We start from the raw sequence: 12,180 nt of genomic DNA, 5'->3' as shown, positions 1-12,180 counted from the left end.
GCCGCTCAGCCCTGCGGGACAGTCGCCGGGGACAGGTGCGTTGCGGTCGTGCGCTGTTCGCTCCTGATGGTGCGCAACACACGAAGTCCGTCCCGCACCGCGTTCAGGTTGCTTTCGCCGTGGATGCGATCCTGCTCGAAACTCGGCACCTCGGTGATCTTCAGGCCCGCGTTCGCGACCCGCACGTTGATGAGAGTCTCGATCTCGAACCCGTCGCCCCACTGCGCCTCGGTCGCCTCCACCGCGGGCAATGCCATTACCTGGACGTGGTGGCGCCAGAATGCGTTGTAGCCGTAGCACAAGTCACTGAACGCGGCCCCGAACTTGAGGTTGACGATGGCGTTCAACGCCTTGTTTCCGAGCTTCCGGCTGAAGGTGATGTCCGAGCTGCCGCCGCCATCGGCGAAACGGGTTCCCTTCGCGAAGTCCGCGCCGGCCACGAGCGCACCGACGAACAACGGGATCTCCGCCGGGTCGGTGGAGCCGTCGGCGTCGATCATCACGACGATGTCGCTGGTCGCGACACGAAAGCCGCAGGCGAGGGCGTTGCCCTTGCCCTTGCGGCTCTGCGTCACGAACTTCGCCTCCGGCCACAGGCTCCGCGCCACCGCGACCGTGTCGTCGACGGAATGGCCGTCCACGAAGACGATTTCGTCGATGTCTGCCGGCATGCGCGCGGCGACATGAGGAAGGTTCTTGGCTTCGTTCATCGCGGGCACGACGACGGTGACCGTTGGGCGGCCGGGCGCGCGGTCCACGGCACCGGTCTCGTCGATGTCGTGCGCGTCTGTCTCGTCGGAAGGTTCCAGGCGGTCAGGCGTGTACAGGCTCATGTGTCCGTCTCTCATCGTCGGGCAATCGACTCGGCCCGGAAGCATCACTATGTGGTCCCCTGTGGGCACCGGCCCTCGCCCGACCGGGAGCTCGGATACCCACCACGTGCAGTGCGCGAAGCCCATAAACACCCGAAGCGAAGGACTTCGTAGTACTTCGAAACGCGTGTTTTCAACCAACTGGTCTTCTATGCGCGCTTTAAACTACCTCAGGTTTGTTTTTCTTGCACTAGGGACACGGGAGTGATTCATCCCTCAGTTACATTTTGGCAAACCCGAGCGACAGCGCCGATCGCCCCGGTATCAGGACGTCCAGTACCCGAGCCAGTCCGCGGGGGCGAGTTCGGTCTTCCCTGCCGCGCGCGCAGCATCCTCGGCCGCGCGGACACGGGCGATCAGATCGGCCGTCGCCGCCTGCAACCTCGACTCGGCGGCGACCACGGCCGCGCTGTCCGCCGTGATCTCCCCTGGCACCAGCTCGGGCGGCAGGCCTGCCTTGCTCGCGCGGGCGATGACCTTCGCGGCGAGGGATGCCGCGGGCTGGCTCATCGCGACACCGTCGAGGCAGGAACTCCGGGCCTTCTCAGCTGCCTTCCGGACCTCCCAGGCCCGTTCCTGCTCCGCGATGTCGATCGGGCCGACGACGTCCTCACCGAGGTGGGGGCTGCGGTGCACGAGCTTGGCGACCAGTGTCGCGGCCACGTCGTCGACGTCGAAATTGCCCGACGCCGAGGCGATGCGCGAATGGAACAGAACCTGCAGCAGCAGATCTCCGAGCTCTTCGCGCAGGTCCGCGGGCTCGGCGGATTCGATCGCGTCGAGGACCTCGTACGTCTCCTCGACGAGGTAGTGCGACAGCGTGCGGTGCGTCTGCGTCACTTCCCAGCCGCCGTAGCTCCACAACCGGTCCATCACCTCGGCGGCCTCGACGAGGTTGTCGCCCGGGACCTTCGGTGCCGCGATGATCCGGGACCCCGACGCGACCCATTCGCGCACGGTGGGATGGTCGGGATCGGTACTGATCAGGACGGCGGCGCCGGGTGCTGCGGACAGCAGCGCCCGCACGGCCTCGGGCACCTCGTCGGTGAACTCCACTCCGCCGCCGACCACCCCGACGGCTTCCATCGGGATCGTCGTGGGCCGCAACGGGTCGAGCAGGACCACCGTCATCGGGTCAGGCCTCCATCACCACGGACCCGGCGGCCTTGCCGTCCAGCGCGAGCACGAAGTCCGCGATGTACTGCAGCAACTCCACGTCGCGCACCCGCTCGGCGCCGATCCCGCCCGAACCTGCCCGGGGCAGCGGCAGCTGGACCATGCCGGTGGTGGCGCGGTACTGCGCACTCGGGTAGATCCGCTTGAGACGCAGCTGCTTCGAGTCGGGCAGGGCCATCGGCGCGATCTTCAGCTGCGTTCCGACGACGGCGATCTCCTCGAGGCCGTATTCGCGGGCCAGCAGGCGCAGCTTGGCCACCGAGACCAGTCGGCGAACCTCCTCGGGGAGCGGGCCGTACCGGTCGACGAGTTCGTCGACGACGGCGGTGATGCCGTCGAGCTCGGTGGCGGCCGCGAGCTTGCGGTACCCCTCGAGCCGGAGACGGTCGCTGGTGACGTAGTCCGGGGGGATGTGCGCGTCGACGGGAAGATCGATCCGGACTTCCTTCGGGGCGTCCTCCGTCGTGATCGGCTTGCCGTCGGCCGCCGCCCGGAAGGCCTCGACCGCCTCCCCCACCAGCCGCACGTACAGGTCGAACCCGACGCCCGCCACGTGACCGGACTGCTCGGCGCCCAGCACGTTTCCGGCGCCACGGATCTCGAGGTCCTTCATCGCGACCGCCATGCCCGCGCCGAGATCGGAGTTCTGCGAAATGGTCGCCAGGCGGTCGTAGGCCGTCTCGGTGAGCGGCTTCTCCGGCGGGTACAGGAAGTACGCGTAGCCGCGTTCACGGCTACGCCCGACGCGACCGCGCAACTGGTGTAACTGCGACAGGCCCAGCGAATCGGCGCGTTCGACGATGAGCGTGTTGGCGTTGGAGATGTCGAGGCCGGTCTCGATGATGGTGGTGCACACCAGCACGTCGTAGTCCCGCTCCCAGAAGCCCTGCACGGTCCGCTCCAGCGTGTCCTCGTTCATCTGGCCGTGCGCGACGACGACGCGCGCCTCGGGGACGAGTTCGCGGATCCGCTGGGCTGCCTTGTCGATCGAGCTGACCCGGTTGTGGACGTAGAACACCTGCCCGTCGCGGAGCAGCTCCCGTCGGATGGCGGCGGCCACCTGCTTGTCGGCGTACGCGCCGACATACGTGAGGATGGGGTGCCGCTCCTCCGGCGGCGTGAGAATCGTGGACATCTCACGGATGCCCGCCATGCTCATCTCGAGCGTTCGCGGGATCGGCGTCGCCGACATGGTGAGAACGTCCACGTGGGTGCGCAGCGCCTTGATGTGTTCCTTGTGCTCCACACCGAAGCGCTGTTCCTCGTCCACGACGACGAGGCCCAGGTCCTTCCACCGGATCCCGGTCTGCAGCAGCCGATGCGTGCCGACGACGACGTCGATCTCGCCTTCGGCCATCCCGGCGACGATCTCCTTGGACTCCCCGGTATCCGTGAAACGGGACAGCCCGCGCACCTTGACCGGGAACGCCGCCATCCGCTCGGTGAACGTCTGCAGGTGCTGCTGGGCGAGAAGCGTCGTCGGCACCAGGACCGCCACCTGCTTGCCGTCCTGCACGGCCTTGAACGCCGCCCGCACCGCGATCTCCGTCTTGCCGTAGCCGACGTCGCCGATGACGACGCGGTCCATCGGGACGGCCTTCTCCATGTCGGCCTTGACCTCGCTGATGACCGTCAGCTGGTCGTGGGTCTCGGTGAACGCGAAGGCGTCCTCCATCTCCTTCTGCCACGGGGTGTCCGGGCCGAACGCGTGACCGGGCGCGGCCTGCCGTGCCGCGTACAGCTGGACGAGCTCACCGGCGATCTCCCGAACCGCCTTGCGCGCCTTGCGTTTGGTGTTGGCCCAGTCGGAGCCGCCGAGCTTGCTCAGTGCGGGCAGTTCGCCGCCGACGTACCGCGACAGCTGGTCGAGCGACTCCATCGGGACGAACAGCCGGTCGCCCGGGTGGCCGCGCTTGCTGGCGGCGTACTCGATCACGAGGTATTCGCGCCGCGCGCCGCCGATGGTCCGTTCGACCATCTCGACGAATCGTCCGATGCCGTGCTGGTCGTGCACCACCATGTCGCCGGCCGTCAGGGCGAGCGGGTCCACCTGGTTGCGGCGCTTGGCCGGCAGCCGCTTGCCGTCGCCGACCGCGGCCACCCGGTTGCCGGTGAGATCGGACTCCGTGACGACGACGAGCCCGGGGGTGGTGTCGCCGCCGGGGAAGACCAGGCCGTCGTGCAGCGAACCGCGCAGCACCCCGACCTGACCGCGGGCGGGCTCCGCACCGGGCGCGAGTTCCGCCGCGGGCACCTCGGCCTCGCGGAGACGCTCGAGCACGCGATGCGCGGTACCGGCGCCTGCGACCACGATGACCGCACGCCCGCCCGTGCTGACGTGGGCGCGCAGGCTCACGAACAGTTCGGACAGCAGCTCGTCGGAACCGCGGACCTGCGGTGCCGGGGTGACCGCCAGCTCCAGTTCCTCGCCGTTGCCGGACGCGAGCGGGCTCAGCGTCCACCACGGCAGACCGGCGGTCTCCGCGGATTCGCGGACCTGGCTGAGCGAGCGGTAGGCGGAGGCGCCGAGGTCGATGCCGTCGCCTTTCAATACCGACGTGTCGAGGGGGGCGGCGCCGCCGATCGAGGCCGCCGTCCACGACGCCTCGAGGAACTCCTGACCGGTGCGCACCAGGTCGGTGGCGCGTGTCCGGATCTTCTCCGGATCGCACAGCAGCACGTGCGCGCTCTCGGGCAGCACGTCGGTGAGCAGCTGCAGCTGCCCCGGCCGCAGCACGGGCAGCAGTGCCTCCATGCCCTCCACCGGGATGCCTGCGGACATCTTGTCGAGCATCTCGACGAGCGCGGCGTCGGCCTGGTTGTCGACCGCGAGCTGCGCGGCCCGGTCGCGGACGTCCTCGGTGAGGAGCAGTTCGCGGCACGGCGGGGCGATCACGGCGTCGATGTCGAGTTCGGCCAGCGACCTCTGGTCGGCGACGGAGAACGCGCGCAACTCGGTGACCTCGTCGCCCCAGAACTCGACGCGCACCGGATGATCCGCGGTGGGCGAGAACAGGTCCAGGATGCCGCCGCGGACGGCGAACTCGCCGCGCTTGCCGACCATGTCGACGCGCGTGTACGCCATTTCGACGAGCCGCTGGATCAGCCCGTCGAAGTCGTGCTCCACCCCCACCCGCAGCGTGACGGGCTCGATCTCACCGAGACCGGGCGCCATGGGCTGCACCAGTGAACGGACGGTGGTGACGACGACCTGGAGCGGGGCGCCGTACGAACGGTCGTCCGGCCGCGCGAGCCTGCGGAGCACCTCCACCCGGCGACCGACCGTGTCGGCGCTCGGCGACAGCCGTTCGTGCGGCAACGTCTCCCACGACGGGAACTGCGCCACCGCGTCGCCGATCATCTCCTGCAGTTCGGCGGTGAGGTCGTCGGCCTCGCGACCGGTCGCGGTGACCAGAAGCAGGTGGGTGCGCTCGGCGAGGGCCGCGGCCACGAACGGCCGGACGGGTGCGGGCGCGACGATGTCGAGGTGATGCCGCCCGAGGGCCTCGGTCACCCGCGCGACGACGGCGTCGCCCAGCGCGATCTTCGCCAGCCCGGCGAGCGGGGTGTCGGACGAGGGCTCGGCAGCGATGAGCGGGGAAGACAACGACGCACTCCTGAGCAGTGATGACGAACTGCCGGCGAACAGCTCGGGCCGGGACGAGCGGCCAGTTGCGGACTGAGCAAGCCTAGTCGATATCGCACATCGACGAACCGGGGTCCGGATCAGGTGGCGGCCCGCACCACCGGGGCGACGCTCACCGAGTTCAGCGCCCGCACCCGCCCGGTCACCGACTCGGCCGTCCCGGTCCTGCGCACCGGCACGATCCGGGTGCCACCGGGCGGCAGATGGAACCAGGAGTCGGCCGGTTCGAATCCGCCGAGTTCGAGGTGGACGTACTGCGCGGCGCCGTCGGTGGCGACGTCGACCACCCAGTCGCCGGGTGCCGCCTCCCGCGCCACCGCCGTCAGGCCGACGGTACGTTCGAGGGCGCGCGCCGGACCGCCGAGGAGGTGCACGGCCTCGGCGACGACACCGTCCTCGCCCGACAGCGTGGCGGTCACGCTCTCGTAGCCGCGGACCCCGAAACGATGGACGTGCGTCGCGTCGGTGAAACGACCGAGCAGCGTGTCGAGCGACCACCGGCGGGCCGCGTGCGCGGCGACGGTCACCGGTTCGGTGACGTCGAACGCCCGCGAACCCGTGCGGGTGTGCACCTGCACGCGCAACTCCCCCACGATCGCGCGGGCCGAGTCGTTGACCGCGTCGATGCGCAGTCCGTCCATTCCGTCCTCGCCGAGGAGCACCGCGACCGGCCGGGACAACCGCCGCATCACGAACCACGGCGCCTTCGGCCTTCCGTCGGAGTCGAGCAGTCCCCACCCGGCGCCGGGTTCGAGGTCGCGGAGCGTGAGCACCAGAGCGCCGTCGCAACCCGAATCGGGCCGACGCCAGTATCCGAGGGCCGCCGCGAAGGCCTCGCAGACGGCAGCGCGACCGAGCGCGAGGTACCGCTCGGGGTCGGTCCAGCGGACCGACGACGGCTCCTCCCCGAACAGCGTCCGCACGTAGTGGTCGCGGACGTCCTCGAAGTCCCAGGACGACCCGTTGTCGCGGGGCACGGCGGCCTTCCACCGCGGGTGGTGGCCTGCGGCGGCGAGGCTGCCGAACTCGGTCTCGATCGTCGCGTCCGACGGGGGGATCGAGAACGCGAGGCATTCGGCGGCGAACCGCACCCCGGCCTGGCGGACGTCGGACGGCGGAAGCCGATAGCCGCCGACGCCGAAGTAGTGCGCGACACCCGTTCCGACGTGCGTCGCGAGCGCGTCGCCTCCCGGCGGCGGGGAGGGCGACGACGACACCGCCGCCACCCCCGGCGCGGTCCGCGCGACCACCGCCGGGATCACGTCGTGCACCGCCGGGATGCGCGGCGCAGGCAGTCCGAGCATCGTGGGTTGCTGTTCCGTTTCGCTGCCGCCGCTGAACACGGCGAGCGCGGGGTTGCCCGACAACGGTCGCAGCACCGACTCGATCTCCGCGGTCAGCAAGTCCAGGAACGTGTCGTCGTCGGGCGGGTCGAACGTCGACAGCATGGCGTCCTGCCACACCAGAACGCCGAGTTCGGCACAGTCGTCCCAGAATGCGGAGTCCTCGTACAGCATCGTGCCCGGCACCCGGACCATGTTGAGCCCGGCCTCGACCACCCGCTCGAGCGTCTCCCGCGTCTGCGACCGGCCGCCCAGCCCGATCGGATCGACCGGGGTCCAGACGGCCCCGCGGCAGTACACGTCGACCCCGTTGACCGCCAGCCGGAACCCGCCGTCCCCGCGCGCCACGCTCACGGTGCGGAATCCGACGGCGCCCAGGTCGAGAACGTGCTCGCCGACGGCGATGCTCAGCGGATATGTCACCGGGGCGCCGTGGGTGTGTGGCCACCACAATCGGACGTCGGGGATGCGCAGGTGAGCGCGCACGTCCTGCGCGCCGGGGCCGGTGCCGACGACGGTCGCCTCCGCGGCGACGTCGCCGAGCCGGACGACGGGGGGTGGGCCTGCCGAGCCGTGCACGCGCACAGCCAAATCCAGCACGCCCGCCCCGTCCTGCACGGTGGTGACCACGTGACGGTCCGACAGCACCGGCGCCGCGCGGTCGTGCAGTCGCACCGGCCGCCACGGCCCGACCGGGGCGGGCACGCCGCCGAAGACCGGAGCGCGACCGAGCAGGCTCGTCCGCATCCAGCGCAGCCCCTGCGCACTCACCAGCGACGACCGCCAGCGTCCGCGGGGCCGCCGTCGGCGCAGCGCCGCGTCGAGCGACGGGAATCGGATCGCCAGCGTGACCGTGCCGGGGCGAGAGTCCACGTCGACCGAGGCAGGCACGAACATCGACTCCGAGGACAGGACGACGTCGTCACCTACCCACACCTCCGCGTGCGTCGCGAGACCGTCGAGCTCGAGCCGCCACGGACCGGGGCCGCCGCCGGACACGTCGGTGACGAACCACCAGTCCACCGCATCGGTCTGCACCGTGCGCGCCGCCGCGACGCCGTCGGCCGCCCGGATCGCGCCGGCCGCGGTTCCCGGAACCTGCGCGGAATACCACGGGCCCGGCACACAAGCCAACCCCGGCGGATCGGTAACCGAACCCGGTTCCGTTGCCACGCAACGCCACCGGGCGCCGTCGAGAAGATCCACTACGCGCGTCCGACCACGCGCACCACGCCGTCCACCGATCGTTCCCACGCCTCGGCCATGCCGTCGAGTTGCGCCGACGGGTCGACGCTCCGTCCGCGAGCGGCGCGCGCCATCTGGAACTGCACGCTCTTCGCGCCTTGCGCCACCTCACGGAAGCCCGGCGCGAACGCCGCGGTCCCCGCGAACCCGTTGCGCTCGAGGTACTCGCAGACGTCGGCGGCGAGTTCCGCGGTGGCGCCACACTGCCGCAACACCCCGAACGTCCAGAGATGAAACGTGTCGATACCCGCGCCGCGGATCCAGGGCACGTCGGCGACCACCCGGTCACCGAGAGCGCGCACCGGATTCCCGTCGGGCCGCGTGGCGAGATGATGCCGCAGCACCGCGTCGAAGCGGCCCGGCCGGTACTCCGGGTCCCCGTCGAACCGGACCTGCTCGACGTACGGCGTGAACGTCGCCGATCCGGCGAGGCCGAGCCCGAACAGCCCGCGGAAGTCGTCCCCGGCCAGCCTGTGATACCCACTGTTGTGGAAGTACTCGAGCACACCGGACTCGCGGTCGACGAAGTTCGCGACGATCGTGGTCTTGGTGTGGCTCTCGCGGTAGCCGGTGCCTACCGTATCCGGGAGCCAGTGCGCATCCACCTCGACGGTCGACAACATCCCGACCGCGAGATTGTCCTCCACATGGTCGAGGACACCGCGCCAGACGTTCATCTCCCCCACGTCGATCCCGTACAGGGCGAACAGATCCTCGGGCTTGAACTTCAGGAACGTCCACTGCGATCCGTCGAACCGTGCACCGAACGCGCACGCGGCGGCGGGCACCGGATCGAGCCCGAGCGAGTGCAGTACCTCCACCCACAGGTCGAGGTAGCAGTTGGTCTCGGTCCAGGTCCGTTCGTCCGAGTGGATGGGGTGCGGTTCGTAGCCGTCCGGCGAGATGTCGATCAGCCGGGACGTCACAGCGACATCCGGGATTTCACCGCGCTCGGCCAGCGCGACGGGTCCATGCCGTGGGTCCGCAGCATCGCGAGCGCGATACGTTCCATCCCGAACCCCACACACGCACTGTGCGCGACACCGCCGTCCGCGGTGGCGATGTCGAACGTGACACCGAAATGGTCCTGATGGCAGTTGCACGACACAACCGCGGTCCCGTCGTCGAGGTCGCCGTACAGGCGCACCGTCAGTTCGGTCTTGAGATTCTCGTCGCGCTGGTTCGCGGCGAGCATGCGTCCGGCCCTGCCGAAGAACGGATCGTTGGCGATCACCGGTGTCGCGTCCAGCCACAGGTCGGACAACACCTCCAGCCCGCGCTCGATCCACGAGTCACGGTGGTCCGCAGCCTGGTCCGCGGTGCCGATCCGCACGAACTCGTGCATCCGGAACGCCTGCATGCGGGCGGGATCGAACGCGGGCTCGTGCCGGAAGCAGTAGCCGTACACGTCGAGCAGCGCACCGCCGTCCGGCAGCACTCCCGTGAACATCGGGTACGCGGGGTGGCAGGCCGCCGACACCAGCATCGTGTCGGTGGGCTCGAGCCACCGGTCCCAGCTCTCCCCCTCGGCCCGCGCCGCCAGCAGTTGCGCGTGCTCGGCGTTGGTGCCGGTGAACGTGTTGACGGCACCGGTCAGATTCGGGAACGACGCGATGTAGTCGGTGCGCTCGAAACTGGTGCGCGGGAACACCGGCGGAAACCGGAATCGGGCCGCGGACGCGCCCGGGCCCGCTGCCCGCACGACCGCGTCGATGCCGTCGACGATGTCCTCGAACAACCCCGACCGTCCGTAGAGGCCGGCGACGGACGTGTCCACCAGGAGCCCGGCCCCCAGCAGTTCCGCCCGGAACGCGCGCCGGGCGCGGTCGAGTTCGCTCGTCTCCTGCTGCTCCACTGCGATGTCCGTGCTCATATCGTCCCCCGGTATGCCGTGGCCATCTGCGCCGAGTTGGCCATGATTCGATCGTTGTTGACCATGACGGCCGCACCGTGCGCGTCACGCAGGTGCCGGCCGAGCGAGTACTCCGTGTCTTCCCGGTAGCCGGCAATCCCACAGATCAGGAGGGCCCTGCCGACGAGATCGACGGCCAGGGTCGACGCCGTGACCTTGAGGTTGTTCATCGCCAGCGAATAGCCGACGCCGCACGCGACTTCGGCCTCAGGCGAACCGGCCGGAGCCGCGTCGGCGTCGTCGAACCGGCGGGCCGCCGCGAACACGACGTCCGCGAACTGCTGGTGCACAGCGGCTGCCTCGGCGAGGCGCAAGGCGGCGGGCGAGGCCACGCCCGGCTGTTTGCGCGCGCCCGCACGCACGTACCGGCGCGCCTTCTCCACCGCGGCGTCAGCGATGCCGAGCCACACCGCCGACCACACCGAGTGCGACACGGGGAGCATGGTCGCCGCCGAGATCTCCGAATAGGGGTCGGCGACGACGAGATCCGAGGTCGTGGTGGCCCGCAACACGAACCCGGGACTGCAGGTTCCGCGCAGCCCCAGCGTGTTCCAGTCGCCGGTCCGCTCGAGCGTCACGTCCGCACCCCGGCAGATGACGAGCACCTGGTCGCTGGGCGGGCTGTCGGGGGTGCGCCGCGCGGTCGCCAGGATCGCGTCGGCGTACTCGCCGTACGAGATGACCGGGGCGTTCTTGACCAGCGACACCACGCCACCGGACCGCTCCACCGCGCAGGTGCTGCGCCGGACGTCGCCGCCGATGCCCAGTTCCGTCGTCGCCGACGCCAGCAGGTGCTGACCGGCGACCGCGTCGCGCAGGAAGCCGGCGACTCCGTCGCCACCTGGATGCCGTACCAGCGAGAGGATCTGGGTCTGGTGCATCGCGAATACCATCGCGGTCGCGGCGCACTCGCGGCCCAGGGTCCGGGCGATCGTGCACAGTTCCCGCAGTGTCGCGCCTTCACCACCCAGTTCCGCGGGTACGGCGCACGAGAGCAGACGCTGGTCCCGGAGAGCGTCCACGGCCTCCCGCGGAAAGCGTGCGTCACGGTCGACGTCCACGGCCCACCGGGCGGCCACCTCGGCCACACTCGCGGCCCTTGCCGACGGCCCGGAAACCGGGGCGGACCCGATCCCCGTGTCGCCCGCGAGGGCGGTGCTCATGCCACGCCGAGTTCGACGAGCGCACCCCGGATGGAGTCGACGCTCGCGAATGTGCTCTTGCGCAGCAACTCGTCGGGGAATTCGATGTCGAACGAATCCTCCAGCGCCAGCATGACGTTGACGCTCGCGTGGGACGTCAGACCGAGTTCGTAGAGATCGGCGCCGACGGCGATGCTCCCGGCGTCGACGGACAGCCGGGCATGGTCGCCGAGAACCTTGCGAATGGTGTGCTCGCTCATGGGTGGCGTTCTCCTTCGTGATCGGGGGGCGTGCCCAGCCGGGATGCGGTGACCATCGCGATCGCGACGTCGGCCTCGTGCGAGATCGAGACGTCGAACCCGCCGAGTCCCTGACGCTCGGCGAGTGCCGATGCATTGCCGGACAGTCGCACTCCGCATCCGCCCCAGCTCTCGCGCCGGATCTCGATGGACTGCCACGGCAAGGCGACGTCGCCGGGGCGCAACACCTTGACCACGGCCTCCTTGGCCGCGAATCGGGCGGCCAGCCGCTGGACCCGCGCAGGTCCTGCGCAGGTTTCCAATTCGTGGGGTGTGAAGATTCTGCTCAGATAGCGGTCGCCGAACCGCTCGACGCTGCTTCGCACGTGCCCGACCGTCATCACGTCGCACCCGATGCGGGACTCGGGAATCGACCAGACCGAACCACCAGACATCGATCCCCCTGCTCCAGTCTTCGACAGTCCCACGTTCCATGCGGGAAGCCACTCTCAGCGACTCTCCAGCAAACCCTTCGAGAAGTTACCGTACTTTGCCAATTAAAGACAAGAGGTCTTTCGGTATGGGCATAAACATACCCCGAGTCT

The 12,180-nt window shown here is 69.8% G+C and carries 9 protein-coding genes; all 9 read right to left on the bottom strand.

Annotated features, from left to right (window positions below):
- Window positions 1–5: 5 nt before the first annotated feature.
- The 9 genes from I1A62_RS39080 to acpS all read right to left on the bottom strand — a co-directional run bounded on the left by I1A62_RS39080 (window position 6) and on the right by acpS (window position 12,030).
- Window positions 6–833, bottom strand: coding sequence for a glycosyltransferase family 2 protein (locus I1A62_RS39080; RefSeq protein ID WP_219457622.1), 828 nt, complete (start codon window positions 831–833; stop codon window positions 6–8).
- A 303-nt stretch (window positions 834–1,136) separates the two neighbouring features.
- Window positions 1,137–2,003, bottom strand: a complete 867-nt coding sequence (locus I1A62_RS39075; RefSeq protein ID WP_124389337.1) for a MazG family protein — start codon at window positions 2,001–2,003, stop codon at window positions 1,137–1,139.
- Between the two features lie 4 nt (window positions 2,004–2,007).
- On the bottom strand, window positions 2,008–5,655 hold the full coding sequence (gene mfd, locus I1A62_RS39070; protein WP_124389336.1) for a transcription-repair coupling factor: 3,648 nt from the start codon (window positions 5,653–5,655) through the stop codon (window positions 2,008–2,010).
- Window positions 5,656–5,774: 119 nt separating this feature from the next.
- The gene (locus I1A62_RS39065; protein WP_219457620.1) at window positions 5,775–8,243 is read right to left on the bottom strand and encodes a glycosyl hydrolase; all 2,469 of its coding nucleotides are present in this window, start codon (window positions 8,241–8,243) and stop codon (window positions 5,775–5,777) included.
- Entirely contained in the window at window positions 8,243–9,208 is a 966-nt protein-coding gene (locus I1A62_RS39060) for a DUF1839 family protein (protein WP_219457618.1), read from the bottom strand. The genes I1A62_RS39065 and I1A62_RS39060 overlap by 1 nt, the downstream gene beginning before the upstream one ends.
- Window positions 9,205–10,155, bottom strand: a complete 951-nt coding sequence (locus I1A62_RS39055; protein ID WP_219457616.1) for an amino acid--[acyl-carrier-protein] ligase — start codon at window positions 10,153–10,155, stop codon at window positions 9,205–9,207. Before I1A62_RS39055 ends, I1A62_RS39060 begins: the two co-directional genes overlap by 4 nt.
- Window positions 10,152–11,357, bottom strand: coding sequence for an acyl-CoA dehydrogenase family protein (locus I1A62_RS39050; RefSeq protein WP_219457614.1), 1,206 nt, complete (start codon window positions 11,355–11,357; stop codon window positions 10,152–10,154). Before I1A62_RS39050 ends, I1A62_RS39055 begins: the two co-directional genes overlap by 4 nt.
- Window positions 11,354–11,596, bottom strand: a complete 243-nt coding sequence (locus I1A62_RS39045; protein ID WP_124389331.1) for an acyl carrier protein — start codon at window positions 11,594–11,596, stop codon at window positions 11,354–11,356. Before I1A62_RS39045 ends, I1A62_RS39050 begins: the two co-directional genes overlap by 4 nt.
- Window positions 11,593–12,030, bottom strand: a complete 438-nt coding sequence (acpS, locus tag I1A62_RS39040; protein WP_124389330.1) for a holo-ACP synthase — start codon at window positions 12,028–12,030, stop codon at window positions 11,593–11,595. The genes I1A62_RS39045 and acpS overlap by 4 nt, the downstream gene beginning before the upstream one ends.
- Between the last annotated feature and the right edge of the window lie 150 nt (window positions 12,031–12,180).

Source organism: Rhodococcus sp. USK10 (genome assembly GCF_019378875.1).
GTDB lineage: Bacteria > Actinomycetota > Actinomycetes > Mycobacteriales > Mycobacteriaceae > Rhodococcus_F > Rhodococcus_F pseudokoreensis.
The sequence above is the reverse complement of the archived record's forward strand: the minus strand, read 5'-3'. Positions and strand labels throughout refer to the sequence as shown.

Coding starts and splice junctions, on each gene's coding strand:
- I1A62_RS39080 (WP_219457622.1), bottom strand. CDS start 833: ATGAGCCTGTACACGCCTGACCGCCTGGAACCTTCCGACGAGACAGAC.
- I1A62_RS39075 (WP_124389337.1), bottom strand. CDS start 2,003: ATGACGGTGGTCCTGCTCGACCCGTTGCGGCCCACGACGATCCCGATG.
- I1A62_RS39055 (WP_219457616.1), bottom strand. CDS start 10,155: ATGAGCACGGACATCGCAGTGGAGCAGCAGGAGACGAGCGAACTCGAC.
- I1A62_RS39050 (WP_219457614.1), bottom strand. CDS start 11,357: ATGAGCACCGCCCTCGCGGGCGACACGGGGATCGGGTCCGCCCCGGTT.
- I1A62_RS39045 (WP_124389331.1), bottom strand. CDS start 11,596: ATGAGCGAGCACACCATTCGCAAGGTTCTCGGCGACCATGCCCGGCTG.
- acpS (WP_124389330.1), bottom strand. CDS start 12,030: ATGTCTGGTGGTTCGGTCTGGTCGATTCCCGAGTCCCGCATCGGGTGC.